Source organism: Arthrobacter sorbitolis (assembly GCF_054510995.1).
Map to the genome: position 1 here is coordinate 719,275 of NZ_JBTNDM010000001.1, position 25,613 is coordinate 744,887.

The 25,613-nt window shown below is 70.2% G+C and carries 28 protein-coding genes; 13 read left to right on the top strand and 15 right to left on the bottom strand.

What is annotated here, in order from left to right:
- Positions 1-56 precede the first annotated feature (56 nt).
- From yajC to pdxT, 6 genes are all read right to left on the bottom strand, one after another.
- On the bottom strand, positions 57-632 hold the full coding sequence (yajC, locus tag ACX80K_RS03420; protein WP_459270449.1) for a preprotein translocase subunit YajC: 576 nt from the start codon (positions 630-632) through the stop codon (positions 57-59).
- A 98-nt stretch (positions 633-730) separates the two neighbouring features.
- Positions 731-1,846 carry a Holliday junction branch migration DNA helicase RuvB gene (gene ruvB, locus ACX80K_RS03425; RefSeq protein ID WP_459270450.1) on the bottom strand — a complete coding sequence of 372 codons (1,116 nt, stop codon included), beginning with the start codon at positions 1,844-1,846 and terminating at the stop codon, positions 731-733.
- Positions 1,843-2,472, bottom strand: a complete 630-nt coding sequence (gene ruvA, locus ACX80K_RS03430) for a Holliday junction branch migration protein RuvA (RefSeq protein ID WP_459270451.1) — start codon at positions 2,470-2,472, stop codon at positions 1,843-1,845. Before ruvA ends, ruvB begins: the two co-directional genes overlap by 4 nt.
- A gap of 160 nt (positions 2,473-2,632) precedes the next feature.
- Entirely contained in the window at positions 2,633-3,202 is a 570-nt protein-coding gene (gene ruvC, locus ACX80K_RS03435) for a crossover junction endodeoxyribonuclease RuvC (protein WP_104179543.1), read from the bottom strand.
- A gap of 45 nt (positions 3,203-3,247) precedes the next feature.
- Positions 3,248-4,006, bottom strand: coding sequence for a YebC/PmpR family DNA-binding transcriptional regulator (locus ACX80K_RS03440; protein ID WP_459270452.1), 759 nt, complete (start codon positions 4,004-4,006; stop codon positions 3,248-3,250).
- Positions 4,007-4,008: 2 nt separating this feature from the next.
- Positions 4,009-4,899 (bottom strand): pyridoxal 5'-phosphate synthase glutaminase subunit PdxT, encoded by an 891-nt coding sequence (pdxT, locus tag ACX80K_RS03445; RefSeq protein WP_459270453.1) that lies wholly within the window; start codon positions 4,897-4,899, stop codon positions 4,009-4,011.
- 113 nt (positions 4,900-5,012) lie between these two features.
- Between pdxT and ACX80K_RS03450 the strand changes: the two genes are divergently transcribed.
- The 5 genes from ACX80K_RS03450 (at position 5,013) to ACX80K_RS03470 (ending at position 8,165) form a co-directional block, all read left to right on the top strand.
- Entirely contained in the window at positions 5,013-6,284 is a 1,272-nt protein-coding gene (locus ACX80K_RS03450; protein WP_459270454.1) for a MurT ligase domain-containing protein, read from the top strand.
- On the top strand, positions 6,284-7,054 hold the full coding sequence (locus tag ACX80K_RS03455) for a type 1 glutamine amidotransferase (protein WP_459270455.1): 771 nt from the start codon (positions 6,284-6,286) through the stop codon (positions 7,052-7,054). Before ACX80K_RS03450 ends, ACX80K_RS03455 begins: the two co-directional genes overlap by 1 nt.
- A gap of 136 nt (positions 7,055-7,190) precedes the next feature.
- Complete coding sequence (locus ACX80K_RS03460; protein ID WP_459270456.1) at positions 7,191-7,553, top strand: VOC family protein; 363 nt, start codon at positions 7,191-7,193, stop codon at positions 7,551-7,553.
- Between the two features lie 88 nt (positions 7,554-7,641).
- Complete coding sequence (locus tag ACX80K_RS03465; protein ID WP_459270457.1) at positions 7,642-7,980, top strand: hypothetical protein; 339 nt, start codon at positions 7,642-7,644, stop codon at positions 7,978-7,980.
- 8 nt (positions 7,981-7,988) lie between these two features.
- Entirely contained in the window at positions 7,989-8,165 is a 177-nt protein-coding gene (locus tag ACX80K_RS03470) for a hypothetical protein (RefSeq protein WP_459270458.1), read from the top strand.
- Between the two features lie 224 nt (positions 8,166-8,389).
- Here ACX80K_RS03470 and ACX80K_RS03475 read toward each other — a convergent pair whose 3' ends face one another.
- Positions 8,390-9,964 (bottom strand): alpha/beta hydrolase domain-containing protein, encoded by a 1,575-nt coding sequence (locus tag ACX80K_RS03475; RefSeq protein WP_459270459.1) that lies wholly within the window; start codon positions 9,962-9,964, stop codon positions 8,390-8,392.
- 206 nt (positions 9,965-10,170) lie between these two features.
- On the opposite strand from ACX80K_RS03475, the gene ACX80K_RS03480 reads away from it, so the two are divergent.
- The 4 genes from ACX80K_RS03480 (at position 10,171) to ACX80K_RS03495 (ending at position 14,357) form a co-directional block, all read left to right on the top strand.
- The gene (locus ACX80K_RS03480; protein ID WP_459270460.1) at positions 10,171-12,180 is read left to right on the top strand and encodes a M3 family metallopeptidase; all 2,010 of its coding nucleotides are present in this window, start codon (positions 10,171-10,173) and stop codon (positions 12,178-12,180) included.
- Positions 12,181-12,202: 22 nt separating this feature from the next.
- Positions 12,203-12,919: a GNAT family N-acetyltransferase gene (locus ACX80K_RS03485; RefSeq protein ID WP_459270461.1), complete on the top strand. Its 717-nt coding sequence runs from the start codon at positions 12,203-12,205 to the stop codon at positions 12,917-12,919.
- A 30-nt stretch (positions 12,920-12,949) separates the two neighbouring features.
- Complete coding sequence (locus tag ACX80K_RS03490) at positions 12,950-13,450, top strand: DinB family protein (protein ID WP_459270462.1); 501 nt, start codon at positions 12,950-12,952, stop codon at positions 13,448-13,450.
- Positions 13,451-13,550: 100 nt separating this feature from the next.
- The gene (locus tag ACX80K_RS03495; protein WP_459270680.1) at positions 13,551-14,357 is read left to right on the top strand and encodes a MerR family transcriptional regulator; all 807 of its coding nucleotides are present in this window, start codon (positions 13,551-13,553) and stop codon (positions 14,355-14,357) included.
- Between the two features lie 75 nt (positions 14,358-14,432).
- Here ACX80K_RS03495 and pdxS read toward each other — a convergent pair whose 3' ends face one another.
- From pdxS to ACX80K_RS03510, 3 genes are all read right to left on the bottom strand, one after another.
- Entirely contained in the window at positions 14,433-15,347 is a 915-nt protein-coding gene (gene pdxS / locus ACX80K_RS03500; protein WP_104179533.1) for a pyridoxal 5'-phosphate synthase lyase subunit PdxS, read from the bottom strand.
- A gap of 176 nt (positions 15,348-15,523) precedes the next feature.
- The gene (locus ACX80K_RS03505; RefSeq protein WP_459270463.1) at positions 15,524-16,159 is read right to left on the bottom strand and encodes a hypothetical protein; all 636 of its coding nucleotides are present in this window, start codon (positions 16,157-16,159) and stop codon (positions 15,524-15,526) included.
- 279 nt (positions 16,160-16,438) lie between these two features.
- Positions 16,439-16,651: a hypothetical protein gene (locus ACX80K_RS03510; protein ID WP_459270464.1), complete on the bottom strand. Its 213-nt coding sequence runs from the start codon at positions 16,649-16,651 to the stop codon at positions 16,439-16,441.
- A 332-nt stretch (positions 16,652-16,983) separates the two neighbouring features.
- On the opposite strand from ACX80K_RS03510, the gene ACX80K_RS03515 reads away from it, so the two are divergent.
- Complete coding sequence (locus ACX80K_RS03515) at positions 16,984-17,808, top strand: sigma-70 family RNA polymerase sigma factor (RefSeq protein ID WP_459270465.1); 825 nt, start codon at positions 16,984-16,986, stop codon at positions 17,806-17,808.
- A 206-nt stretch (positions 17,809-18,014) separates the two neighbouring features.
- Here ACX80K_RS03515 and ACX80K_RS03520 read toward each other — a convergent pair whose 3' ends face one another.
- The 5 genes from ACX80K_RS03520 to ACX80K_RS03540 form a co-directional block, all read right to left on the bottom strand.
- The gene (locus tag ACX80K_RS03520) at positions 18,015-19,331 is read right to left on the bottom strand and encodes an HNH endonuclease (protein WP_459270466.1); all 1,317 of its coding nucleotides are present in this window, start codon (positions 19,329-19,331) and stop codon (positions 18,015-18,017) included.
- 198 nt (positions 19,332-19,529) lie between these two features.
- Complete coding sequence (pgsA, locus tag ACX80K_RS03525) at positions 19,530-20,189, bottom strand: phosphatidylinositol phosphate synthase (RefSeq protein ID WP_459270467.1); 660 nt, start codon at positions 20,187-20,189, stop codon at positions 19,530-19,532.
- Positions 20,189-20,806 (bottom strand): HIT family protein, encoded by a 618-nt coding sequence (locus tag ACX80K_RS03530; protein ID WP_459270468.1) that lies wholly within the window; start codon positions 20,804-20,806, stop codon positions 20,189-20,191. The genes pgsA and ACX80K_RS03530 overlap by 1 nt, the downstream gene beginning before the upstream one ends.
- A complete protein-coding gene (gene thrS, locus ACX80K_RS03535; protein WP_459270681.1) occupies positions 20,806-22,800 on the bottom strand; it encodes a threonine--tRNA ligase in 1,995 nt (664 codons plus the stop codon). The genes ACX80K_RS03530 and thrS overlap by 1 nt, the downstream gene beginning before the upstream one ends.
- 169 nt (positions 22,801-22,969) lie before the next feature.
- Entirely contained in the window at positions 22,970-23,272 is a 303-nt protein-coding gene (locus tag ACX80K_RS03540) for a chorismate mutase (RefSeq protein ID WP_459270469.1), read from the bottom strand.
- Between the two features lie 126 nt (positions 23,273-23,398).
- On the opposite strand from ACX80K_RS03540, the gene ACX80K_RS03545 reads away from it, so the two are divergent.
- The 3 genes from ACX80K_RS03545 (at position 23,399) to ACX80K_RS03555 (ending at position 25,465) form a co-directional block, all read left to right on the top strand.
- Complete coding sequence (locus tag ACX80K_RS03545) at positions 23,399-23,656, top strand: mycoredoxin (protein WP_459270470.1); 258 nt, start codon at positions 23,399-23,401, stop codon at positions 23,654-23,656.
- 94 nt (positions 23,657-23,750) lie between these two features.
- Positions 23,751-24,836 carry an S-(hydroxymethyl)mycothiol dehydrogenase gene (locus ACX80K_RS03550; protein ID WP_459270471.1) on the top strand — a complete coding sequence of 362 codons (1,086 nt, stop codon included), beginning with the start codon at positions 23,751-23,753 and terminating at the stop codon, positions 24,834-24,836.
- Positions 24,836-25,465 (top strand): MBL fold metallo-hydrolase, encoded by a 630-nt coding sequence (locus ACX80K_RS03555; protein ID WP_459270472.1) that lies wholly within the window; start codon positions 24,836-24,838, stop codon positions 25,463-25,465. Before ACX80K_RS03550 ends, ACX80K_RS03555 begins: the two co-directional genes overlap by 1 nt.
- Positions 25,466-25,613: the final 148 nt, after the last annotated feature.

A 25,613-nucleotide genomic window follows, 5' to 3' on the forward strand; every position in this document is an offset into this window, starting at 1 on the left:
CGGGCGCCGGGTCGATGCTGACGGGCGCCGGCTGAGTACCGGCGCCCTGCGGAATGCTAGTGGTCGGGGTTCGCCCTGGGATCGCGGTTCTCCCGGGCGGCTTCGCGGTTCAGGCGTTCCCGGGTCTCTTCGGGGCTCTCGACGCCGGACGCAGCGCCTGCGGTTCCCGCGGCGGTGGACCCGGAGGTCGGTGTGCGGTCCGGGACGTCCCCGCTGAGCGACGACGCGTCGTCGGGCACCGTGGTGCCGTCGACGGCGGCGTCGCTGGATGTGACGGCATCGGTGGAATCGGTGGAGTCGGTCGCGTCGCCGACGACGGCGGGTTCCTGCTGCACCACCTTCGACAGGGCCTGCGTGTGGACGGTCGCGAGGTTGCCGGGCGACAGTTCGAGGACGGCCTTGTTGTTCTCCTGGTCGATCGAGACGATCGTGCCGTAGAGCCCGAACTGGGTCATGACCTCCGTGCCGGGCTCCATCTGCGTCCGCATCTCCTTGACCTGCTGCTGCGTCTTCCGCTGCCGCCGGAACATGGTGAAGATCAGGAACGCCAGCGCCAGCGGCAACAGGAGCGAGAAGATGTCGAAGGCTGGAGCATCTCCTGAGGCGTTCTGGGCGACTACGTGTGCAAGCACTGGGATTCCGTTCCTGGGACTGGGTGTGGCGGCAGCATTGTGCCCCGGCACACATGAGAGAACACCAGTGTAAAGGGGAATTCTGGGCGCCCGGCGCGTCAGGACTCCGGCTGGGCCCAACTGTCAAGCGCGGATTCGGTGTCCAGCAGCGATTCCGGTGCGACGGAGAAGAGGTCCTCGGGCATCGCGGCCGCGACGTTCTGCGGCATTTCGAGGCCGAGGTGCTTCCAGGCGGCCGCCGTCGCGATCCTGCCACGCGGCGTCCGGCCGAGGAGCCCCTCGCGGACGAGGTAGGGCTCCGCGACGGTCTCCACCGTCTCGGGCTCCTCCCCCACCGCGATCGCCAGGGTCGACAGGCCCACGGGCCCACCGTTGAACTTGGTGATGAGCGCCGTCAGGACGCCGCGGTCCAGGCGGTCGAGGCCACGGGCATCCACCTCGTACATGTCGAGCGCAGCGCTCGCCGAGCGGGCGTCGATGAGGTCGACGCCGTGCACGAGCGCCCAGTCCCGCACACGGCGCAGCAGGCGGTTGGCGATACGCGGCGTGCCGCGCGAGCGGCCGGCGATCTCGGCGAAGGCAGCGGAGCTCACCTTCATGTCCATGAGCATGGCGGAGCGCCGGAGCACCAGTTCGAGTTCCTCGGTGGAGTAGAACTCGAGGTGACCGGTGAAGCCGAAGCGGTCACGGAGCGGACCCGGCAGGAGTCCGGCACGCGTGGTGGCGCCTACGAGGGTGAAGGGCGGCAGTTCGAGCGGGATCGCCGTGGCGCCCGGACCCTTGCCCACGATGATGTCGACCCGGAAGTCCTCCATGGCCATGTACAGCATCTCCTCGGCCGGCCGGGACATGCGGTGGATCTCGTCGAGGAAGAGCACCTCCCCGTCGGTGAGCGAGGAGAGGATCGCTGCGAGGTCCCCCGCGTGCTGGATCGCCGGCCCCGACGAGATACGGAGCGGCGCGTTCATCTCCGAGGCGATGATCATGGCGAGCGTCGTCTTGCCGAGGCCCGGGGGGCCGGAGAGCAGCACGTGGTCGGCGGTGCGCCCGCGCATGCGGGAGGCCTCGAGGACGAGGGAGAGCTGCCGCCGGACGCGCTGCTGCCCCACGAAGTCGTCGAGGTTCTTGGGGCGGAGCGCCGCCTCGATGGCGCGATCCTCCGGATCGGCCGCGGGCGCTACGACCGTCGCCTCCTCGGGCTGCTGGTCCGTCATGATCCCACCTTCGCCCGAGCCGAGCTCCGCGCGCCGTCCTGGCCGAGCCGGCGCAGCGTCAGCTTCAGGATCTGGCCCACGTCGCCCGTCGCCGCGACCTCGGGCGCGTCGGCGACGGCGGCGTCGATCGCCGCCCCGGCGTCCTTCTCCGACCAGCCGAGGCCCATCATGGCGGTGAGGACCTGCCCCTGCCAGGTGCGTGCGGGCACGCCGGTCTTCGCCTCGAGGGGCACGAGCTTCCCGGCGAGTTCGAGCACGATGCGCCGGGCACCCTTCGGTCCGATACCGGGGACCTTGCTGAAGGCCTTGTCGTCGCCCGACGACGCCGCGACGCGGATCGCCTCGGGCGTGTGCACGGCGAGGACGGCGAGGGCGAGCCGGGGTCCGACGCCGCTGACGGCGAGGAGCGTCTCGAAGACCTCCCGCTGGTCGGCGTCCTCGAAGCCGAAGAGCGTCATCGAGTCCTCGCGCACGATCATGGCGGTGGCGACGGAGGCCTGCTCCCCCACGCGCAGTCCCGCGAGGGTCTGGGGGGTCGCCTGGACCTGCATGCCGAAGCCGTTGACGTCGAGAACGGCGGAGTGCAGGCCCACGTGGGTCACTGTTCCTCGCAGGGAACTGATCATGTAGAGCTCCAGGGCAGATGCGGGTCGGCCGGGCGGTCACCCGACGTCGAACATACGTTCTAATGTCCAACGGTACCGGGGTCTGGCCGTCCGATCGAGTCGCCACACCGGGAAGTGCAGCGCGGCAGGGCGACGGGGCGACGCTGTCGCGGGGCCGGCGCTACCGTCGTCGCGCGCGTGCCTCCGCCTCGGCCCAGATGCGCTGGGCGGGGGTGACCGTGCCGCCCGATGCGGCTGCGCCCTGCTGCCCCACTCCCCTGCGCCAGGCATGGGTTATCGCGAGGGCCAGGGCGTCGGCGGCGTCGGCGGGCCGGGGCGCCGTCTCGAGCCGGAGGATCTTCGTCACCATCTTCGTGACCGCGGCCTTGTCCGCCTGCCCGTTGCCGGTGACTGCGGCCTTGACCTCGGTGGGGGTGTGGAGCGCCACGGGGATGCCGCGCCGCGCGGCGGAGACGATCACGACGCCGGACGCCTGCGCCGTCCCCATCACGGTGCTGACGTTGAGCTGGCTGAAGACGCGTTCCACCGCGAGGACCTGCGGCTGGTGCAGGTCGAGCCACGAGTCGACGGCCTCCGAGATGACGAGGAGCCGCTCGTCGAGGCTCCTGCCGGCCTCGGTGCCGACGACGCCCACCGCGACGAGCGTGGAACGCCGATTCGGTTCGATGTCGACGACGGCGAGGCCGCACCGGGTGAGGCCCGGATCGACGCCCATGACGCGGTAGGTCATGGCGTCACCCGTCCCCGGAGGCGGGACGCAGGGAGAGCTGCGATGTCAGTCGTCGTTCTCGAGCTCCGCCAGGACCTCGTCCGGCAGGTGCGCGTTCGAGTAGACGTTCTGCACGTCGTCGAGCTCCTCGAGGGCGTCGACGAGCCTGAGGAACTTCCGTGCGCCGTCGGCGTCGAGGGCGACCTGCATGGACGGTACGAACTCGACGTCGTCGGTCTCGTACTCGATGCTGCTCGCGTCGAGCGCCGCGACGACGGCCCGCAGGTCCTGGGGCTCGGAGACGATCTCGAACGTGTCGGCCGACTCCTTGACCTCGTCGGCACCGGCGTCGAGGACGGACATGAGCAGTTCGTCCTCGGTGAGGCCGTTCTTCGGCAGTGTCACGACACCCTTGCGTGCGAACAGGTAGGCCACGGAGCCCGGATCGGCGATGGTGCCGCCGTTGCGGGAGATGCCGAGGCGCACCTCGGAGGCCGCACGGTTCTTGTTGTCCGTGAGGCACTCGATCAGCAGGGCGGACCCCTGGGGGCCGCGGGCCTCGTACATGATCGTCTGGTAGTCCACGGCCTCGCCGAGCAGGCCGGCCCCGCGCTTCACCGCACGGTTGATGTTGTCGATGGGCACGGAGGTCTTCTTGGCCTTGGAGACGGCCAGTTCGAGGCCGGGGTTACCCGCGACGTCGGCACCGCCGGCCCGCGCCGCGACCTCGATGTTCTTGATCAGCTTCGCGAAGGACTTCGCGCGCTTGGCGTCGATCGCGGCCTTCTTGTGCTTGGTTGTTGCCCATTTGGAGTGCCCCGACATGCTTACGCTTCTCCTCTGATCATCCGGATAAAGAGTTCGTGGACCCGCCGCTCGCCCGTGACCTCCGGGTGGAAACTCGTGGCCAGCAGGTTCCCTGAACGCACTGCGACAATTCTAGCGACCGGCTCCAAGTCGGTCCCGGTGCCGCCCGAGGCGCGGGCCGGCGTCCCGTCCGGGCCGCGGGTCGGGGGGCCGTCGGAGGGGCCCGCCTGGGGCGTCTCGGCGGCGGGCACCTGGGCCAGGACCTCGACGTCGGCGCCCACCTTCTCCACCCACGGTGCGCGGATGAAGACGGCCCGCATCGGCTCGTCCCCGGCGACGGAGCCGGTCGCCGCGAGTCCCGCGAACGCGAGATCGGTCTCGAAGGAGTCGCGCTGGCGGCCGAAGGCGTTGCGCCGCACCACCATGTCGAGGCCGCCGAAGGTCTGCTGGGGGTCGCCGTTCCGGTCGGTCGCGGGGTCGGCGATGACGTCGGACAGCAGGATCATGCCCGCGCACGATCCGTAGACCGGCAGGCCGCCCGCGATCAGTTCGCGCAGCGGTCCGGCCAGGCCGAACGTGCGCGTCAGTTTGTCGATCGCGGTCGACTCCCCGCCGGGGAGGATCAGGCCGTCGACCGCGGCGAGCTCCGACGCCCGCCGGACAGGCACGGCACGGCCCCCGAGGGATTCGATGGTCGCGATGTGCTCGCGGACGTCGCCCTGCACGGCGAGCACCCCGACGACGACATCCCGGCCGCTCCGACGCGCAGCGCCGGCGGATCCGGCCACCTGCGGACCGGCCCCGGACGATGAGCGCGACACAGCCGACGCCGTGCCGGTCGCCGTGCCGGACGCCGTGCCGGACACGACGCCGGACAGGGGGACGGACTCCGGGGAGGAGGGGGAAGTCATACCCCGATTCTAGGCCGTCGCCGCCCTGCCGCCCCTGCCGGCGGGCGACGGCGTGAGCAGCGCCTCGCCACCGCGTCCCGGGATGGCAGCCGGGCCTGCGATAATTTGGAGGCATGAATCCCCTTCCAGTCCTCGTGGGCAAGGCCGTGCGCATCGCCTCCCGCCTGCGCGGCGGCGGCTCCGCGCTCCCGGGCCTCGTGGTCGAGCGCCTCGACCCCCGCTTCATGGGCCGCGCGCTGTCCACCCTCCCGCACGGCGTCGTCGTCGTCAGCGGGACGAACGGCAAGACGACCACCACGAAGATGGTGGTGGAGCTGCTCGAGGGCCAGGGCCTGAAGGTCTTCACGAACCGCACGGGCAGCAACTTCACGCGAGGGGTCGCCGCAGCACTCCTGGGCGACGTCGACTGGCGGGGGCGCCTCGACGCCGACGTCGCGGTCCTCGAACTGGACGAGGCACACGCCGTGCACTTCGTGAAGCTCGTGCCGCCGAGGTACTCCCTCCTGCTGAACGTCCTGCGCGACCAGCTGGACCGCTTCGGCGAGATCGATGCGACCACGCGCCTGCTCGAGCGCATCGCCCTCGCGACCACCGGGACTGTCGTGCTCAACCGCGAGGACCCGCGCGTCGCGGGCCTCGCCTCCTCCGTCACGACGGCGGAGGTCGCCTACTTCGGCCTCGACGCATCGCTGCGGAGCACCTTCCCGAACGACGACGAGCTGCGCGGCGCCGAGGGCATCGCGCCCGCCTCCGCCCTGCCGGCCGACGTCGTCCTCCGCTCGGTCGACGGCAACGCGGCATCCTTCGAGGTGGACGGTACGACGACGCACACCGACCTGCGCCTGCGCGGCGTCTACAACATCTTCAACGCCGCGGCGGCCCTCGCTGCGGCCCGCGCGGTCCTCGGCGGGACCGCCGACACCGCCAGGCTCTTCTCCTCCCTGGCCGCCGTGGAGCCCGCATTCGGACGCGGCGAGAGCCTCGTCGTCGACGGCCAGGCCCTCGAGCTGGTCCTCGTCAAGAATCCCAGCGGGTTCCGGCTCGGCCTGAAGTCCTTCGACCCCGCAGGCTGCGCGACGATGATCGCGATCAACGACAACTACGCCGACGGGCGCGACATGTCCTGGCTCTGGGACGTCGACTTCGACTCGCTCGGCCTCGGTGGCGTGGACATGGTGAGCGGGGTCCGCGCCTACGACATGGCGCTGCGACTCAAGTACGACGACGTCCGGGTGACCGCCGTCGAACCCGACATCACCGATGCCCTGAAGCAGTTCGTCCTGGGCTCCGCGGGCAGGCCCAAGCGGATCTTCTGCACGTACACGGCCATGCTCGCGGTACGCCGCGAGCTCTCCAAGATCACGAAGGTCGAGGTGGTCTCCTGATGAGTGACGCCCCATCCGCCGGCGCCCTGAGCGAGGCACCCGCCGACCCGTCGAAGGGCACCCTGCGGATCCTGCAGCTGTACCCGCGCGAGATGAACATCTACGGCGACTACGGCAATGTGCTCGTCCTCAAGCGGCGCCTCGCCTGGCGCGGCTACGGCGTCGAGATCCTGGAGCACAACGCCGGGGACGAGTTCCCGGACGACGTCGACATCGTCATCGGCGGCGGCGGCCAGGACAGCGGGCAGGTCGTCATCCAGGACGATCTGCAGGCCATCGCCCCGACGCTCCGCGACCTCGCGGAGGACGGCACGCCGATGCTGCTGATCTGCGGTCTCTACCAGTTGTTCGGCAACGTCTTCCGCACCCATGACGGGACCGTGATCCCGGGCATCGGCGTGCTGGACCTCGAGACGCGCGGCGGGACGGAGCGGCTGATCGGCAACGTCGTCGCCACGAGCGAGGAGTTCGGCGAGATCCACGGCTACGAGAACCACAGCGGCCAGACCTTCCTCGGGGACGGACTCAGGCCCCTCGCGACCGTCGTCAAGGGAGCAGGCAACAACGCACAGGAGAAGCACGAGGGCGCCCGCTACAGGAACATCGTGGCGAGCTACCTGCACGGCTCGCTGCTGCCGAAGAACCCCGCGATCGCCGACTTCCTGTTGCGCACCGCGGCCGAGCGGAAGTTCGGCGTGTTCGACGACGGCGGCGTGGACGACTCGCTCGCCGACCTCGCGCGGCAGCACGCCGGGGCGAGACCCCGGTAGGGACAGCACCCCGGCCCGTCAAGGGGCCACGGCGCCCCGACGCGCCCTGGAGCCCTGCCGGTAGCGTTCCGTCCGTGGGCCCCGGCCGGGGCCCACGACCCATCGGACCCCCACTCGGGTCCGCGGAAGGAGCGTCATGGCCAAGGGAGTAGCAACCGTCTGGGTACCCGTCGAGGACATGGGCAGGGCCCTCGCCTTCTACCGGGACACCCTGGGACTGACCGTCACGATGGAACAGACGGACTGGAGCACGGTCGACGCCGGCGGGCTGACCATCGGCCTCAACGCGCGGGAGAACACCCACGGCGGCCGCGGCGGCGGCGCCGTCATCAGCTTCGAGCCCGACGGGTCCATCGAGGACGAACTCGGGCGCATCTCGTCCCGGGGCGGCGGGTCCGTCGAGGGCGAGATCAGCGAATACCCCTGGGGGCGGATCCTGCCCTTCAAGGACAGCGAGGGCAACGACCTCCAGCTCTACTCGCCCCCCACCGGGGGCTGAGCCCGGCAGGGGTCGTCATCCGGGAGGGGTAGGCAGGGTCAGTACGACGGCGGATGTGCGGCCTGCACCTGTTTCCTAGGGTGGGAGCATGACGCATCAGATGATCACGCCGCCCCTCCCCGCACCGCCCTCCACAGGACTGCCGGACGTCCTCACCGCCGTCGCGACTGCAGGCTGGTACGCGCTGCCCGACTACATTCGCAGTCGTGCGGCGCGCGGTGCGGTGAAGACCGGGATCCTGCTGGCGAGCGCCGCGTACGGTTCCCGGGTGGTGAAGCGACGGCCGCCACCGGCGCAGGACGGTCGGCCTCCCGCCGAGACGCCGCACCCGCGGCGGACGACGTGCCCCGGCGGACGCCGGCTCCGTTGCGGCGCCTCGCGGTCCTGGGCGCGGCGGCGGTGGCCGTCGGGTCCATCGCAGCGGTGACCGTCGGAATGGAACGTCTCGTCCACGGATTCGGTGAGAGGCTGTCGGACCGCGGCGTGCGCCTGCCCCATACGCGCGTCGGAATCGCCCTCGGCGTGCTGAGCCTGGCGGCCACCCTGGCCGGTGACGCGCTGGGGGATCGGCGCAGGACGCCGGCCGGCGACAGCACGGATGCGGAGCAATAACGGTCGGAGCGGACCTGCCCAGGTCCGGACGCAGGGGACGCCCACGTCCAGGACGACGACGGGACCCGCCGTCCGCAGGGCAGGGGTCGCCTGCGATCCGTCGACGACGCCGCAGTACCGCTGTCCGCCGTCCCGTACACGGGCGAGGCTGCCCACGCGGACGGGAGCATCGCCCGAGGAGCGGACGAAGAAGGCTCCCGCCGGAGCGGGAGCCCTCGTCGGGGTCAGGGGATGTCGCTCCTCGCGGCGTCCCTGGTCAGTTCGCGGGCATCGTAGTCCGTCAGGAACTCCTGCCGTTCCAGCGTCCGCACGCTGTCCTTGACCGCCCTCACGTACGCCCCGTGGTTCCGGTACAAGCCGTCGAGGACCTCCTGGGACAACGGCCGCTCGTACCCGGCGATGAAGCAGAAGGACGCCCCGGTCGCCGTGCCGAACCAGGTGCTGGTCGGCGCGTCGAGGAAGGGAGAACGCAGGCCTCCCTGCACGTTGCCGAACTCGTCCAGCACGGGTGCGCCGTCGCGCACGAGGATCGGCTCCGCGCGCGGTGGTGCGATGCCTTCGCGTACCCACAGGTCCAGGTTCCGGAGCGCAGCGTTGAAGAAGATGGAGCTCGGGAACCTGCTGCGTGGCCCCTCGTTGCAGGACGCCGGCGGTACGGCGCGCCCAGCAGCGAGGATGTCAGCAGATGATGCCGAGAACGTCAGTTCGTCGGGCGTCGCGTGGCCGGCTCCCGCCATCTCGTAGTGCCGGTACTGGTCGCCGGGTGCATCACTGTCCGCGCGGCGGGATCCGATGCCGAGCAGGTAGTCCGACTGCGACATCATCCGCATGATCGGCACGCCGACGTCCTTGAACTGGCGGCGCGCATCGGCGGCGGGCGGTGCCGGCTCGCACTGGTTCATGGGGTAGGCGCCGGCGAAAGCGCCACCGGCGACGGCGACGATGTAGGCGTCGTAGATCGGCTCACCGTCGGACTCGACGACGAGCGGATGCACGCCGTTGATGTAGTTGACGAGGAAGCCGCCCGTCTGGGAGTAGCCGAATCCGTAGGCGTGTTCCACCCGCGTGTTACGGGAGCCGTAGCGCAGCGGGTTCGCGTCGTCGTCGCTCCGCAGCCATGCGCCGACCTGCGAGTAGATGTCCCAGATGAGGCCGTTCTCCGTGGCCCGCGACGAATCGGAGGCCACCGTGGCGCAGTTGCCCGGGTCGGTCGACGGGAGCGGGTTCTCGAAGGACAGCGACGCGTACCGCTCGGGGTCGAAGTTCTTGAGCGCCTCGACGGCGATCGGCTTGGCGGTGATCCCCACCCAGGCGTCGCCGTTGGCCACGATCTGCTCCTGGGCCACGGCCCAGCCGATGTTGAGGTCGAACAGGTTGCTCGGGTTGAGCATCTCGACCACCACGTTGCCGCTGAACTCCCGGCCCTTCGCCGGCTTCCGGACGAGCACGCGGGTCGTGTACGGGGCGTCGGCGGTGCGGACCTGGGCGGGACCCTGTGCGGGCCAGGTGTAGACGTTGGACGTGCCGCTGACGAGGTACTCCTCCTCCGTGTAGCCGAGGTCGCCGAGGTCCTGCGGGACCTCCTGGTGGTCGGCCGCACCGAAGGGGTAGGACTCGGCCGAGGAAGCCAGCGGGCCTTCGACGGCGGGGATCGGCGTCGTTCCGTCCGGTTCCGCAGCCGCGACGACGGGCCCCCGTGGAGGTGGTTCCTTCGCGGTCGCAGGGACGGCGGACACACCGAGGCCGGTGAGGGCGAGCGACAGCGACAGCAGGATGGATGTTCGGGAACGCATGCTCATGGGTTCTCCTTCTCGGAACCGGGCTGCGCTGCCCGGCGTGCTCCGCGGCACACCGGCGTCGGTGCCGGGTGCGCGCCGCGCCACCGATGTCCCGCTCGGGACCCCCATCAACATCGGGCGGCGAAGCATTCCGACCCTAGGTAGCGCCTACGCGCAGGGTCAAGGGTGATGCGGGAAAGTGCAACAACGTGCAAAAGTTAGTTCCCATGAGCAACCCTTTCCTCGCGCCGAGCACCCTCGCCTACCAGCTGCCGCCGTTTGCTGCCATCCGGGACGAGCACTACCTGCCGGCCTTCGATGCCGGTTTCGCCGATCACCTAGCCGAGATCGAGGGCATCACCGGCTCCGCCGAGGCGCCGACGTTCGAGAACACGCTCGTCGCCCTCGAGCGCGCGGGGAGCACCCTCGACCGCGTGTCCCGCGTGTTCTTCAGCAACTCGGTCAGCCATGCCACCCCCGCCATCCAGGAGCTCGAGCAGCAGGTGGCTCCGCGCCTCGCCGAGCACGAGGACAACATCAAACTCGACAGGGCCCTGTTCGAGCGGATCCGCCAGGTGCCGGTCGACGGGCTCGACGACGAGTCCGCGCGGCTCGTCGAGGAATACCTCCGCAGTTTCGTCCGCGCAGGCGCCGAGCTCGACGACGACGCACAGGCCACGCTCCGCGGGCTCAACTCCGAGCTGTCGGCACTCAGCACCGAGTTCTCGCAGAAGCTCATGAAGGACACGAACGACTCCGCTCTGCTGCTCGGGACCGCCGGCGAACTCGACGGTCTGTCCGCCGACGCGATCTCGGCCGCCGCCTCCGCGGCCGCGGACGCCGGGCACGAGGGCAAGTACCTCCTGACGCTCATCCTCCCGACGGCACAGCCCGCCCTGGAATCGCTCACGAACCGGGACGTCCGCCGTCGTCTGCACGAGGCATCCGTGAACCGCGGAGCGCGCGGCAACGACGCCGACACCCTCGCGATCGCCACCCGCATGGCGACGCTCCGCGCGGAGCGTGCCGCCCTCCTCGGGTTCGACACGCATGCCGCCGCCGCGACCGACAGCCAGACCGCGCCCTCGCTGGACGCGATTCTGGCCCGGATGCGTGAGCTGGCTGCTCCCGCCGTCCGCAATGCGCGCGCCGAGGCCGCCGAGCTGGAGGCCGAGGCAGGCCACCCGATCGAGCCGTGGGACTGGGCCTACTACGCGGCGAAGGTCAGGAAGGCGAAGTTCGACGTCGACATGGACGCCCTGCGCCCCTACTTCGAACTCGAGCGTGTCCTCCAGGACGGCGTGTTCTACGCCGCCAACCGCCTGTACGGCCTGACGTTCACGGAGCGCCCGGACCTCGAGGGCTACCACCCCGACGTCCGCGTGTGGGAGGTCTTCAACGGGGACGGATCCGGGCTCGGCCTGTTCCTCGGCGACTTCTACACCCGCGACACGAAGAGCGGCGGAGCCTGGATGAACTCCTTCGTGGACCAGTCGGCCCTCGAGGACACACGCGCCGTCGTCGTCAACAACCTGAACGTCTCGAAGCCGGGAGCGGGCGAACCGACGCTGCTCTCCTACGACCAGGTGGTCACCACGTTCCACGAGTTCGGGCACGCCCTGCACGGCCTGTTCTCCGACGTGACCTACCCGCTGTTCGCCGGGACGTCGGTGCCCCGCGACTTCGTCGAGTACCCCTCGCAGGTCAACGAGATGTGGATCCTCTGGCCCGAGATCGTCGCCAACTACGCGCGCCACCACGAGACCGGGGCGGCACTCCCCCAGGCCGTCATCGACCGCATCCATGCCGCCGGGGCGTGGGGCGAGGGCTTCGAGACGACCGCGTACCTCGGCGCCACGCTGCTCGACCTCGCATGGCATTCCATCCCCGCGGGCACCGTCATCGAGGACCCGCTGGCCTTCGAGGCAGCTGCGCTCGCCGACGCGGGCGTCGATTTCGCGCCCGTCCCGCCGCGCTACCGCACGTCCTACTTCAAGCACATCTTCGCGGGCGGGTACGCGGCGTCGTACTACGCGTACATCTGGAGCGAGATGCTCGACGCCGACACGGTGGAGTGGTTCAAGTCCTCGGGCGGCCTCACCCGCGGGAACGGCGACCACTTCCGGCGCGAGCTGCTCTCCCGAGGCAACAGCATCGATCCGCTGGAGGCGTTCCGTCGGTTCCGCAAGCGGGACGCGGACCTCCACCCGCTGCTCGTACGCCGCGGCCTGGCATGAGTCCGGCCCCGGACCGCACGACATGGTGACCATAGCCCAGTGCCAGCGGCTGCACGCTGCCTGGTGCGCCGCGCTCGCGGCGGCCACGGGCGGGAAGACGTTCTCCACCCACGGCTGCACCTGGGTCTGGCTGCCGGCCCGGCGTGAACTGATGATGATGTTCCCCGAGGCCGTCACGGCCTCGGCCGTCCGGCCCGCGCTGGCGGAGGGAACGAGGCTCGGCGCGACGACCGCCCGGGTATGGCTCAACGGCGCCGTGGACGCCGTCGAGCTCGGATCCCTCGGCTTCGCGCCCGGCTGGCAGCCGTGGTGGATGGCTGCGCCGGTGTCCGCCGTCGTCCGATCCGGGGACGACGGCGCCGTGCTCACCGACGAGGTCCCGGACTACTCGGGGCCGCTGGAGCAGGAGCTGCGGGTGGTCCGGTCGCAGCCCCGACATGCCTGGCATGCTGTGACCCGGGACGCCGAGCGCGGCAACGTCTCGGGTGCCGCGTACTCGTTCTACCCGTCCGGCGTGGCCGGGCTGAGCGGGCTCGGCGGCATCCATCAGCTCGAGGTCCTCCCCGCCTACCAGCGCCGCGGACTGGCCACAGCACTGCTGAGCACGACGGCGCGGGCGGCGAGCGAGGCCGGCGCGGTGCACCTGGCGGTGAACGCCACTCCCCACGGGTACGAGTTCCTCTCGCGGCGTGGCTTCACCCTGCTCGGTCGCGGCAGGACCTGGTCGCTGGACCTCTGAACGTTGCACCGGCGTCGCTACTGTGGGTGGATGACGATCGACCTCCGCCCCTTCCCTCCCGCAGCCGCGGATGAAGCGGCCACGCTGACCGGGTTCCTGGACTATCTGAGGGCGACGGTCGTCCTCAAGGCCCGGGGGCTGAGCGACGCCGACGGGGCCCGGCGGATACTGCCCCCCCCCACGACGGCCTCCGGGATCGTCCGCCATCTCGCCCGGGTGGAACGAAGCTGGTTCCACGACGACATCGACGGCGACACCGACGGCCCCTGGGCCCGGTCGAGGCGGGACAGGGCGTGGGAGTTCGGGGTCACCGCCGAGGACAGCCTGGACGACATCCTGCTCGACTACGCCGAAGCGTGTGCGGAGTCGAGGCAGGTGCTGGCGGGGCACGGCCTCGATGACCCGTGCCTCGGGACGTCGAAGGAGCACAACGTCCGCTGGGTGCTCGTCCACATGATCGAGGAGACCGCGCGCCACTGCGGCCACCTCGATGTCATCCGCGAGCTGCTCGACGGCACGACAGGCCAGTGACCCGTTCCGCCGCTGCTTGACCCTGCCCCTGGGGCCGGGTGGAAGCTCGACGCGTGGCAGGACCGCCACGACGACGACGCAGGAGGTTCCGGTGCCACTGATGGGCCGGGGGGATCTCAGCCGCCGCACGCGCCTGAGCAGCAAGGCGCTGCGCCTGTACGCCGTCCGCGGACTGCTGCGGCCCGCACGGGTGGATCCGCAGAACGGCTACTGGTACTGCGGCGCCGAGCAGGAGGCCGAAGCGCGACTCATCCTCCTGCGCGGGCTGGACATGCCGCTGGACCGGATCGCCGCCGTCCTGACGGAGCACCCCGATCGGCGCGCGGACCTGCTCGCCCACTACTGGGCCGGCGCCGAAGCGACCCGACTCGCCCAGCGGCACCTGGCGTCCTCCGTGATGTCGCATCTCGCACAGGGAAAGGAAGAGCAGATGGACGTACGGACGAGGACCTGCGACACGATGACCTACGTGACGGAGCGCAGGCGCCTGCGGCCGGAGGAGATCCCGGACGTCATCCGCTCATCGTGCGATCGTCTCGCGCGGGTGGCCGAGGAGTTCGGCGGCTGGGCGGGCCCGTTGACCACGATCTACCGGAGCCCCGTCAACGACGACACCGATGGCGTCGTCGAGAACGCGATCCCGGTGCGCAGCGGGGTCCTGCCCTCCGATGTGCCCGGCGGGACGAACATCCTGGTCGAGGCCGCCGGCGAAGTGGCCTATGTGCGCATCACGCAGGCCGAGGTGATGTCTCCGCAGATCCTGACGGCCTACGAGGAGGTCTACGCCTGGCTGTCGCGCGAAGGTCTCACGCCCTCGCTCCCTCCGCGGGAGATCTACTTCGCCCCTTTCGACGATGCGCACCCGGAGGCCGAGGTCTGCGACATCGCCGTGCCCTTCCTCAGGTAGGTCCGGGTCGTGCCGGTCGCGAGGACCGCAGCCGAGACGGCTGCGTTCCTCGACGGTCCCGTGGACTACCTGGTGCTACCAGCCGCGCTCTGCGAGACGGTGGGGCTGCGGGATCTCGTCGACGTTGATGCCGACCATGGCCTCGCCCAGACCGCGCGACACCTTGGCGATCACGTCGGGGTCGTCGTGGAACGTTGTCGCCTGGACGATGGCGTTCGCCCGCTCGGCGGGGTTGCCGGACTTGAAGATGCCGGAGCCGACGAACACGCCGTCCGCGCCGAGCTGCATCATCATGGCGGCGTCGGCGGGGGTCGCGATGCCGCCTGCGGTGAACAGGACCACGGGCAGGCGGCCGGCGGAGGCCACCTCCTTCACGAGCTCGTACGGCGCCTGCAGTTCCTTCGCGGCGACGTACAGTTCGTCCTCCGCCATCGAGGACAGCCGGTTGATCTCCGAGCGGATCTTGCGCATGTGCATCGTGGCGTTCGAGACGTCACCGGTTCCGGCCTCGCCTTTCGACCGGATCATCGCCGCGCCCTCGTTGATGCGCCGCAGCGCCTCGCCGAGGTTGGTGGCGCCGCAGACGAAGGGGACGGTGAACTTCCACTTGTCGATGTGGTTGGTGAAGTCGGCGGGCGTGAGGACCTCGGACTCGTCGATGTAGTCGACGCCGAGGGACTGCAGGACCTGCGCCTCGACGAAGTGGCCGATGCGCGCCTTCGCCATCACCGGGATGGAGACCGTGGCGATGATCTTGTCGATCATGTCCGGGTCGCTCATGCGGGAGACGCCACCCTGCGCGCGGATGTCGGCGGGTACCCGTTCGAGCGCCATCACGGCGACCGCACCGGCGTCTTCGGCGATGCGTGCCTGCTCGGCGGTGACGACATCCATGATGACGCCGCCCTTGAGCATCTCGGCCATCCCGCGCTTGACCCGGTTGCCGCCGGTCTGAGCTGTGGTTGCCGAACGGTCTTCAACGGTGGACACGATTTGCCCCTAAAGGTAGATAAAAGCTGACCCTCCATGATACGACGCAGGGCGGCTCCGCCCGTGCCGCCGACGGCGCACCGTCGTCCGCCGTCACGCCGACCGCGGCCATCGCGGACCGCCACGCCCGTGGTGCGTCGGCACGGCCTGTCGGGGTCCATCGGCGCCGCCTGACATCACGAATCCCGCGGAGCATCCTGCCACAACGGGACGGACATGGCGCCGGCAGCGACCAGGGGCTCGACGTCGAGGGATGTCACCGTCTCGGGGATGCCACGCTCCCTCCACTCGCAACCCACCTGCAGGGCCGGCGCGGGAGGCGTCGGCCAGATCCAGTAGTAACGCGCCCAGGAGTCCATGTCGACGACGGGACGCGACATCCCGTCCATGACAGGCCCTTCGACCTCGTCCTGCATGGACTCGACGCGGGCCCAGGGCGAGTCGTCCTGCGTGGTGACTTTTCGTCCGTCGCTGAAACCGACACCCCAGCGCAGGCCGTCGGGCTTGAAACGTTCGTCCAGCTGGCCCCGGCCGTGGGCACGCTCGAGGTAGGAGAAGATGCGACGGCGGGCCTGCCGTCCGGGCTCGCGCACGCGGACGACGAGTTCCACCGCCATCCCCTCCCTGTAGCACCGGACAGCCCCGAGGGAGACGACGGTGGTCGGGGAACGGCCGATCTCGACGTCGAGGAGCACGACGCCGTACTTCTCGTGCCAGGGCGGCCCTGTCCATGCCGGCGTATCGAACGGCGGGAGATAGTCGTCGTCGTCGAACGCACGGACCTGCTGCTCCTCGAAGAACGGTGTTGTCATCGGCTCCCCCGCCGTGGAAATGAGTAGGACCCAAGGCTAAGCCGCCCGACCTCCGGGCACCACGGCCGGTCGTGGTCCGGGCACCACGGCCGGTCGTGGCACGTCACGACCGGTCGGTCATGGTCCGGGCACACGGTCGAGGTCCGGGCACCACGGCCGGTCATGGTCCGGCACCACGCCCGATCGTGGCACGTCACGACACGTCACTGCCGGTGCAGGCGCGCCACATCGGAAGCCGCTTCGACCTCCGTACCGATAGCCCCGCAGGGTCCAGGTGGCCTACCTGTCGGCGGTCGCTGGTCGGTCGGTCGCCGAATCCCGTCGTTCGAGTTCGTCCTGCACGCGGTCCAGTCCGTCGGACCAGGGGGAGGAACGGATACGGCCGGCCGTTCCCGGCGCGCACGGCGGCGACGCACCGCGCTGCAGCAGGAGCAGGTCCCGGTCCGAGACGATATGCAGGTCGACCGGTAGCCATCCGGTTCGCTGGATCATGGCGTGCCCTTCCGTGGTCGTCGATGCTCGTTGTCGGGTAGACGGAGGGACGCGCCTCGATTCATCGGCGCGTGGCACCGGGGAGGTGCATCCCGCACGTCCTCACCCTTGATGGGCCACGCGGTCCGACCCCGCCACTCCTCGGCAGCTTCCCCCGCTGACGCTCGGTCCGACCGTCAGCGTTCGAACCTCAGCCTTGGTGCAGGATTGCCTCAGCGCGTCCATCCGACGAATCTCCGTTGATAGCTTCGGGAGCGACACCTGCCGCCGCGGCAGACCCTTGCCGGACACCAGCGGACAGCAACGTCACCAAGCAGCTGGGGAGCTTGCTCATGCACTCACGCGACCGGGAAGAACTCATCGTCGACAACCTGCCACTGGTCGGGTACCTCGTCTCCATCCTGTGTGCCCGCGCCACGCACCTCTCGAGGGACGACCTCGCATCGGTGGGCGCGATCGCGCTCATCACCTCGGCGGATTCGTTCGACGCCTCGCTCGGCGTGCCCTTCGGCGCCTATGCACGTCGGCGCATCACGGGCGCCTTCGCGGACGAGCTCCGCTCCAACGATTGGGCGCCGCGGTCGGTACGACGCCGTATCGGCGACACCCTTGCGGCGCAGGAGACGCTGGCTGCGTCACTGGGGAGGACACCGACCGTCGGCGAGCTCTCCATGACGCTCGGCGTGAGTCGGCAGGAGGTCCACGCGGCGCTCGACGACGCCGGTCGCTCGCTCCAGACACTGGACGAGTCGGTGCTCGACATCGTTCCCGCCGAGGACCAGCTGCCCGAGGCCTCACTGCTCGCCGCCGAGCAGGTCCGCCACCTGCGGACGGCCGTGACGCACCTGCCGGAGCGGATGCGCCACATCGTCGAGCAGGTGTTCTTCGAGGGCAGATCGGTGACGGAGATCGCAGCGGAACTGGGCACCACCCACTCGGCGGTGTCGCAGCAGAAGTCCGAAGCACTGAGGCTACTGCAGGACGGCCTGGCGACGCACTACGCCGACCACGGCGACATCGCGTCCACCCCCGTGTCCAGGATCTCGCCGAAGCGCCGCGCCGAATATCTCTCGACCCTCGGCGCTGCACTGACTCCCCTGCGCGACAGCGCGACGGCCCTCGCTGCCGGCCGCCCTGCCTTCGCCTTCGCGTCCTGACCCGTCATGCCCCGAACCGCCGCGCCCTGACGCCACCGGACGAAGCAATCGGTCGCGGAGAAGCCCCTGAGCCGCCACCTCGGAGTGCTGCCTATCCCGGCGAGACCCACCCTGCCTTCGCCTTCGCGTCCTGACCCGTCACGCTTATCCGCCACCAAGCGACGCCGGGGAGAAGCATGAGCCGACCTGCGCTGGAGGAGCCTCGGTCAGAAGGGTGGGTCGTCGTTCTCGGTCGTGTAGGTGCGTCCGCCGGCGGAGGTGGCCGTGAGCACGCCCGGTCGGGGCTGGTCGTAGTGCCACAGGCCCTCGCTCTTGAACGCGTGGTGCTTGCGGCACAGGTGGGCGAGATTGTCGGCGTCCGTCGGGCCGTCATGTGCCCATGGTCGGGTGTGGTCGAGTTCGCAGCGTGCAGCGGGGATGCTGCAGCCGGGATGTCGACAGGTCCGATCGCGGACGCGCAGCCACTTCTTCAGGTCTGCCGGCACGGTATAAGTGGTGCGGCCGACACTGAGCACCGCCCCGGTCTCGGGATGGGTGAGGAGTCGGGTGAACGACGGCGCATGGGCGGCGAGCCGACGGGCGAGTTCGGCCGGGATGGGGCCGTAACCCTCGAGCAGGGCGGGGGCGTCGTCCACGCCCAGCAGCGACAGGACCGGCACCGTCACGTTGATGTGTGCCCTCAGGCCATCGGGGAGCGGGGTCGCGCCGGACGGCCCGGGCGGAGGAACGAGCGAGTCAGGACCACCCTGGCGGTCCGTGCTGGAGCCGGAGGCCCAGGCGGCACCGGCACCGGCACGCACATCGGCACCGGTACCCGGGCCGCGACCGTCGCAGGGCAGGAGCAGGTCGACGAACACGTCGGTCCGCAGTTGGGCGAGGGTGCGGGCCTCCGCGGGGCGCTGCAGGTGACGTGCGGCAGCTGTGAGGTGCGCGTCGATCGCCGAGGCCGACGTGGCGGGCAGGTACACGCTGAGCCAGGCCATCGCGTCGTCGGCCGGGTCCATGTCGACCCGACGTCGGGCTTCGGCGGAGCGCGCACGCTCGTCGAGGACCTCCGGGTGGTGACGGTTCCGTAGCCGCCGCGCCTGATAGGCGAGCTTCGTCGTCGTCGTGCGCATCGCGACGGGCAGCAGGGCGCCTTCGACTGCCGACGCTGCTTCCGGCGGCACTCCGGCGTACTCGTGCACCAGGGCGGCGGCATGGGACCAGGAGATCCGGCCCGAGCGCAGGGCGGCGAGGGTGTTCGGATGGTAGCCGCAGAGGACCCGCGCCTGCTGGACCAGCAGGAAGGCGCTGCGCTCGGACGTCCGCAGGAGACAGGCCACCTCGGAAGCCGCGAGGGTGTCGCCCAGGTTCCCGCCGCGACGCCGGCTACCCGGGAACTCCCTGTCCTGGACCTTGCGCTCCATCAGCACCCGGACTCGCTCGACGACTCCCACGATCGAGGCCTCCAGCCCCGCCTTCTCCGCCTCCAGACCGGCGAGCTCGGCGAGGGCTTCGTCGAGCTCGTCCAGGTGCTGCACCGCCGTTTCCATACCTCATCATCCCGTGCGCCACCGACAGAATAGGGTGCGTACGCGGCCCTCCGAAGGGAGCTCTCACCGCCCCTGCACACGGCAAGGGATCCATGCGCCTCACCGACGCCGCCCTACCAGCGGTCCGGCAGCGGGCCTCGGCTCCGCGGACGACAGCGGCACCGACCAGCGGCGCCCGTCCGGCAACTACTCGCCGGACGCGTCCCGCGACGCCCCGGACGGATCCGACGACGCTCTCGGGGTTTCGAGGGACTGTCGCCGCACGGTCCTGATCCGCTGGAACACCGTGACCAGGCTCGCCGCCGCAAGGATCACGAGGACCACCAGCAGCACGCCCTCCGGCAGGCCGAGACCCGTCAGCCCGGTGACCACGAGGACGGAGACCAGGCGCTCGGCCCGCTCGGCCAGTCCCACGTTCGCCGTGAAGCCGAGCGACTCGGCCTTGGCCCGTGCGTAGGAGACGAGCATGCCGAGCACGAGGCAGGCCAGGGCGGCGATGGCGACCGCAGGGTTCCGGCCGCCGGTGAAGAACCACACGGCCACGCCGGCGAACAGCGCGCCGTCGGCGATGCGGTCGAGTGTGGAGTCGAGGAAGCTGCCCCAGGACCCGCTGCGCCCCTCGAGGCGCGCCATGATCCCGTCGACGACGTCGGAGAACACGAAGAGCGTGATGAAGACTGTGCCCCAGAACAGCTGGCCGAGCGGGTAGAACACGAGTGCGCCGCCGGCCACGCCGAGTGTGCCGACGATGGTCACGGCGTCGGGTGTCACACCCCAGGCGAGCAGCCTGCGGGCCAGCGGGGTGAAGAGGCGGGTGACGAAGCCACGTGCGTACCTGTTCAGCATCAGGAGGCCGATCCCCGCGTGTCGCCGGCCGACGGCCATGCAGCCGCGACCTGCTCGCGGACCTCGCCGAGCGTCTGCGTGATGGCCTTGGTCTGCGCGATGATCGGCAGGAAATTGCCGTCCCCGCCCCACCGCGGCACCACGTGCTGGTGGAGGTGGGCCGCGATGCCCGCACCTCCCGTGACCCCCTGGTTCATGCCGAGGTTGAAGCCGGAGGGGTTGGAGACCTGGCGCAGCACGCGCATCGCGGTCTGCGTGAGGGCGGCGATCTCCGCGGTCTCCGCCTCGTCGATGTCCGTGTAGTCGGGGACGTGACGGTAGGGGCAGACGAGGAGGTGGCCGGCGTTGTACGGGAACAGGTTGAGCAGCACATAGGCGTAGGTGCCGCGGTGCACGATCAGCGATTCCTCATCGCCCAGTTGCGGCGCATGGCAGAACGGGCACGTCTTCTCCGACGTGACCTGCTCCTGCCCGCCCTTGATGTAGGCGAGGCGGTGCGGCGTCCAGAGGCGCTGGAAGGAGTCGGGCACGCCCGCGAGCTCGAAATCGTCCGTCACCGCCGCATCCCCCGGGTACGCGGCAGCCGCGCCGCTGTCCGGACCGCCCCCGTCAGCCATCAGAGTGTTGCCTCCCTGCTGCGGACCGCCTCCACGATCCGGCGGACGGCCTCGTCCACGGGAACCTGGTTGTCCTGGCTGCCGTCCCTGAAGCGGAAGGAGACGGCACCGGCTTCCTCGTCCTCGCCGCCCGCGATGAGGACGAACGGGACCTTCTCCTTGCTCGCCGTCCTGATCTTCTTCGGGAAACGGTCGGACCCGGCGTCGACCTGCGCGCGGATGCCCTCGGCCTTCAGCTTGTCGACGACGTCGAACAGGTAGTCGTTGAAGGCCTCGGCGACGGGGATCGCCAGCACCTGCACGGGTGCCAGCCAGGCCGGGAAAGCCCCGGCGTAGTGCTCCGTGAGCACACCCATGAAGCGCTCGATCGACCCGAAGAGCGCGCGGTGGATCATGACCGGACGCTGGCGCGAGCCGTCCGCCGCCTGGTACTCGAGTTCGAAGCGGTCGGGCAGGTTGAAGTCGAGCTGGATCGTCGACATCTGCCAGGTGCGGCCGATCGCGTCCCGTGCCTGCACGGAGATCTTCGGACCGTAGAACGCCGCTCCCCCGGGATCGGGCACGAGTTCGAGGCCCGAGGCCTCGGCGACCTCGGCGAGCGTGCGCGTGGCCTCGTCCCAGATCTCGTCCGAGCCGACGGACTTGTCGGGGTTGCGGGTGGACAGTTCCAGGTAGAAGTCCTCGAGCCCGTAGTCCTTGAGCAGGCCGAGCACGAAGTTCAGCGTGCCCGTGAGCTCGTCCTTCATCTGCTCGCGTGTGCAGTAGATGTGGGCGTCGTCCTGGGTCATGCCGCGCACACGTGTCAGGCCGTGGACCACACCGGACTTCTCGTACCGGTACACGGAACCGAACTCGAACAGGCGCAGCGGCAGTTCACGGTAGGAGCGGCCGCGGGACCGGAAGATGAGGTTGTGCATCGGGCAGTTCATGGGCTTGAGGTAGTAGTCCTGCCCGGGCTTGCGCACCGTGCCGTCCTCGTTGAGCTCCTCGTCCACGTGCATCGCGGGGAACATGCCGTCGCGGTACCAGTCGAGGTGGCCCGAGACCTCGTAGAGGTGGCCCTTGGTGATGTGGGGCGTGTAGACGAACTCGTACCCGGCGTCGGTGTGCCGCTGGCGGGAGTAGTCCTCCATCGCCTTGCGGATGACCCCACCCTTGGGGTGGAAGACCGGCAGGCCCGAACCCAGCTCGTCCGGGAAGGAGAAGAGGTCCAGCTCGGTGCCGAGACGGCGGTGGTCGCGGCGTTCGGCCTCGGCCAGGCGCTCCTGGTACGCCTTGAGGGCGTCCTTCGTGGGCCAGGCCGTGCCGTAGATGCGCTGCAGCTGCTTGTTCTTCTCGCTGCCGCGCCAGTACGCGGCCGCCGACCGCGTCAGCGCGTACGCGTTGGAGATGAGCTTGGTGTTCGGCAGGTGCGGACCGCGGCAGAGGTCCTTCCACACGACGTCCCCGGACTTGCGGTCCACGTTGTCGTAGATTGTCAGCTCGCCGGCGCCGACCTCCACCGACGCGCCGTCGTCGTCCGTGGCCCCGCCCTTGAGGCCGATCAGCTCGAGCTTGTACGGCTCGTCCTGCATCGCCTCGCGGGCCTCGTCCTCGGAGACCACCCGGCGCACGAAGCGCTGGTTCGCGTTGACGATCTTGAGCATCATCTTCTCGAGCTGCTTCAGCTCGTCGGGCGTGAACGGCTCCTCGACGTCGAAGTCGAAGTAGAAGCCGTCGGTGATGTACGGGCCGATGCCGAGCTTCGCACCGGGCCGCAGCTGCTGGACGGCCTGGGCCATGACGTGTGCGGCCGAGTGGCGCAGCACCTCGAGCCCCGCGGGGTCCTCGAGCGTGACGCCCTCGACGGATGCACCGTCGGCCACCGCCTGGTCGAGATCCTTCAGCTCGCCGTCCACGCGCATGACGACGACGTCGCGCCGCTCGCCGAACAGTTCCGTGCCGGTGGTGCCCGTGCTCGCCTGCTTCTCTTCGCCGTCGACGATGAGCTTCATGGGCTGGGGCGCTGACACGGGGTCTCCTCGGTGCTGGGGAAATAGGTGCCCGAACGGGCTCGACGGGCCCCGGTGAAGGCCGGGACCGCCGTCCTGATCGTATCGGGTGGTCGGAGGGCCGACCAACAAGCTCGCCGTCGCCCGACCCGCAGGGAACGGTCGGCGCCGGTCAGGGCTCCCGCCGGACCCTCAGCTCGAACTCGATGAACGCCGAGATCATGGCGCGGTAGGTCTGCTCCACGACGGTGGGGTCCACCCCCTGCTTCTCCGCGTAGTCCCGCACGTTCGTGATGACCCGCTCGACCCGCGCCGGGGCACGCACCGAGGCGTCGTCGTGCTTGAGGGTCCCCGCCCGGCGGACGAGCCGCTCCCGACGGGAGATGAGGGCCACGATCTGCTCGTCCACCTCGTCGATGGCCACCCGGACCGCCGCCAACTGCTTCGCATTCTGCTCTTCGTCTGCTTCAGCCATGGCGTGAGCCTACCGGTGCGAGGAATGGCACGGCGCTTGTCCGCGTTGACGAGTCTGCGGGCGCAAGGAGTCGTCCGCAGACCGAGACAGGGTACGGCGAACCCGTGCCCAGACCTGAGGAGCACCGTGGACTACACGCCAGAAGCCGGATCCATTACCATGTTCTCGACCTCGTGGTGCGGGTACTGCCGTCGCCTGAAGTCCCAGCTCGACGCCCAGGGCATCGGCTACAACGAGGTCAACATCGAGGAGACCGAAGGGACCGCCGAACTCGTGGCCTCCCTCAACGGCGGCAATCAGACCGTGCCCACCGTGATCTTCCCCGACGGGACCACCGCCACGAACCCCTCCCTGGCGGACGTCAGGACCAGGCTCGCCGCCTGACGATCGCCTCCCCGCGCCGCGGCAGTCCCCCATATGCTGGGAGCGGTGCGCCCGCGAGACGGGTCACCGCTCCCAGCGGAAGGACAGCGAGAACATGGTGCACAAAGTTCAGGGCGTCGTGGTGCGGGCGAAGGATGCCCCCGCCGCCATCGAGACCATCCTGGTGCCGGACCCGGGGCCCGGTGAGGCGCTCGTCGACATCCTGACGTGCGGCGTCTGCCATACCGACCTGCACTACAAGCAGGGCGGCATCAACGACGAGTTCCCGTTCCTGCTGGGCCACGAGGCCACCGGCGTCGTCAGTGCCGTGGGCGACGACGTGACCACCGTGGCACCCGGCGACCGGGTGATCCTCAACTGGCGGGCCGTCTGCGGCGAGTGCCGTGCCTGCCGCCGCGGCGAACCCCAGTACTGCTTCGACACGCACAACGCCACCCAGAAGATGACCCTCGAGGACGGCACGGTGCTGTCCCCCGCGCTCGGCATCGGTGCCTTTGCCGAGAAGACCCTCGTCGCGGCCGGCCAGTGCACCAAGGTGGACCCGGCTGCGGACGCCGCCGCCGTGGGCCTCCTCGGCTGCGGAGTCATGGCCGGCATCGGCGCCGCGATCAACACGGGCAACGTCTCCCGCGGCGACTCGGTCGCCGTGATCGGGTGCGGCGGCGTCGGGATCGCCGCCGTCGCCGGCTCGAGGCTCGCCGGGGCCACCACGATCATCGCGGTCGACATCGACGACCGGAAGCTCGAGCTCGCGAAGGGCCTCGGCGCCACCCATGTCCTCAACTCGAAGGACGAGGACCCCGTCGAGGCGATCCGCGCCCTGACCGGCGGCAACGGCGCCGATGTCGTGATCGACGCCGTCGGCCGCCCGGAGACCTACAAGCAGGCGTTCTACGCGCGCGACCTCGCCGGCACCGTGGTGCTCGTCGGCGTCCCCACGCCGGACATGACCGTCGACCTGCCGCTGCTCGACGTCTTCGGGCGCGGCGGTTCGCTGAAGTCCTCCTGGTACGGCGACTGCCTGCCGAGCCGCGACTTCCCGATGCTCGTCAGCCATTACCTGCAGGGCAACCTCGACCTCGACGCCTTCGTGACCGAGCGCATCCGCCTCGACCAGGTCGAGGAGGCCTTCGGCAGGATGCACGGCGGCGCCGTCCTCCGCTCGGTGGTGGAGCTCTGATGGCCGCGCGTGTCGAGCACCTCGTCACCTCGGGCACCTTCTCGCTCGACGGCGGCACGTGGGACGTCGACAACAACGTGTGGATCGTGGGTGACGACGACGAATGCGTGGTGATCGACGCACCGCACGACGCCGCGGCCATCCTCGACCGGATCAACGGCCGGACGGTCCGGGCGATCCTCCTGACCCACGCGCACGACGACCACATCCGGGCCGTTGCCGATCTGGTCGACGCCGTCCACGCACCGATCCACCTGCACACGGACGACAGGGAACTCTGGGACATGGTGTACCCCGCCCTGAGCCCCGACCGGTCGATCAGCGACGGCGACACCATCGACGTCGCCGGGGTGACCCTGACCGCGCTGCACACGCCCGGACACTCGCCCGGCTCGGTCTGCTACTACCTCGAGGAGGCCGGCACCGTCTTCACCGGCGACACGCTCTTCCAGGGCGGCCCGGGCGCGACCGGACGTTCGTACAGCGACTTCCCGACGATCATCGAGTCCATCCGCACCCGCCTGCTCACGCTGCCACCGGAGACCGTCGCCCGCACCGGGCACGGGGACAGCACGACGATCGGCGACGAGGCCCCGCACCTCCAGGAATGGATCGACCGCGGGCACTGACGACCGCCGGCGAGGCGGATTCCGGCACATCGAGGGCCCACGACGGCAGGGGATGCCGGCGGTGCGCCCTCGTGGGGTCACAGACCGGGCGCGACGGCACCGGGCGCACGAGGGCGCAGCTGGTCGGCGGTGCGCCGTCGTCGTCGCC

Excerpts from the sequence above, each read along its gene's own strand:
- ruvB (WP_459270450.1), bottom strand. The coding sequence starts at position 1,846 with ATGACGGACCAGCAGCCCGAGGAGGCGACGGTCGTAGCGCCCGCGGCC.
- ruvA (WP_459270451.1), bottom strand. The coding sequence starts at position 2,472 with ATGATCAGTTCCCTGCGAGGAACAGTGACCCACGTGGGCCTGCACTCC.
- ruvC (WP_104179543.1), bottom strand. The coding sequence starts at position 3,202 with ATGACCTACCGCGTCATGGGCGTCGATCCGGGCCTCACCCGGTGCGGC.
- ACX80K_RS03440 (WP_459270452.1), bottom strand. The coding sequence starts at position 4,006 with ATGTCGGGGCACTCCAAATGGGCAACAACCAAGCACAAGAAGGCCGCG.
- pdxT (WP_459270453.1), bottom strand. The coding sequence starts at position 4,899 with ATGACTTCCCCCTCCTCCCCGGAGTCCGTCCCCCTGTCCGGCGTCGTG.
- ACX80K_RS03450 (WP_459270454.1), top strand. The coding sequence starts at position 5,013 with ATGAATCCCCTTCCAGTCCTCGTGGGCAAGGCCGTGCGCATCGCCTCC.
- ACX80K_RS03455 (WP_459270455.1), top strand. The coding sequence starts at position 6,284 with ATGAGTGACGCCCCATCCGCCGGCGCCCTGAGCGAGGCACCCGCCGAC.
- ACX80K_RS03460 (WP_459270456.1), top strand. The coding sequence starts at position 7,191 with ATGGCCAAGGGAGTAGCAACCGTCTGGGTACCCGTCGAGGACATGGGC.
- ACX80K_RS03465 (WP_459270457.1), top strand. The coding sequence starts at position 7,642 with ATGACGCATCAGATGATCACGCCGCCCCTCCCCGCACCGCCCTCCACA.
- ACX80K_RS03470 (WP_459270458.1), top strand. The coding sequence starts at position 7,989 with ATGGAACGTCTCGTCCACGGATTCGGTGAGAGGCTGTCGGACCGCGGC.
- ACX80K_RS03475 (WP_459270459.1), bottom strand. The coding sequence starts at position 9,964 with ATGAGCATGCGTTCCCGAACATCCATCCTGCTGTCGCTGTCGCTCGCC.
- ACX80K_RS03480 (WP_459270460.1), top strand. The coding sequence starts at position 10,171 with ATGAGCAACCCTTTCCTCGCGCCGAGCACCCTCGCCTACCAGCTGCCG.
- ACX80K_RS03485 (WP_459270461.1), top strand. The coding sequence starts at position 12,203 with ATGGTGACCATAGCCCAGTGCCAGCGGCTGCACGCTGCCTGGTGCGCC.
- ACX80K_RS03490 (WP_459270462.1), top strand. The coding sequence starts at position 12,950 with ATGACGATCGACCTCCGCCCCTTCCCTCCCGCAGCCGCGGATGAAGCG.
- ACX80K_RS03495 (WP_459270680.1), top strand. The coding sequence starts at position 13,551 with ATGGGCCGGGGGGATCTCAGCCGCCGCACGCGCCTGAGCAGCAAGGCG.
- ACX80K_RS03505 (WP_459270463.1), bottom strand. The coding sequence starts at position 16,159 with ATGACAACACCGTTCTTCGAGGAGCAGCAGGTCCGTGCGTTCGACGAC.
- ACX80K_RS03510 (WP_459270464.1), bottom strand. The coding sequence starts at position 16,651 with ATGATCCAGCGAACCGGATGGCTACCGGTCGACCTGCATATCGTCTCG.
- ACX80K_RS03515 (WP_459270465.1), top strand. The coding sequence starts at position 16,984 with ATGCACTCACGCGACCGGGAAGAACTCATCGTCGACAACCTGCCACTG.
- pgsA (WP_459270467.1), bottom strand. The coding sequence starts at position 20,189 with ATGCTGAACAGGTACGCACGTGGCTTCGTCACCCGCCTCTTCACCCCG.
- ACX80K_RS03530 (WP_459270468.1), bottom strand. The coding sequence starts at position 20,806 with ATGGCTGACGGGGGCGGTCCGGACAGCGGCGCGGCTGCCGCGTACCCG.
- thrS (WP_459270681.1), bottom strand. The coding sequence starts at position 22,800 with ATGAAGCTCATCGTCGACGGCGAAGAGAAGCAGGCGAGCACGGGCACC.
- ACX80K_RS03540 (WP_459270469.1), bottom strand. The coding sequence starts at position 23,272 with ATGGCTGAAGCAGACGAAGAGCAGAATGCGAAGCAGTTGGCGGCGGTC.
- ACX80K_RS03550 (WP_459270471.1), top strand. The coding sequence starts at position 23,751 with ATGGTGCACAAAGTTCAGGGCGTCGTGGTGCGGGCGAAGGATGCCCCC.
- ACX80K_RS03555 (WP_459270472.1), top strand. The coding sequence starts at position 24,836 with ATGGCCGCGCGTGTCGAGCACCTCGTCACCTCGGGCACCTTCTCGCTC.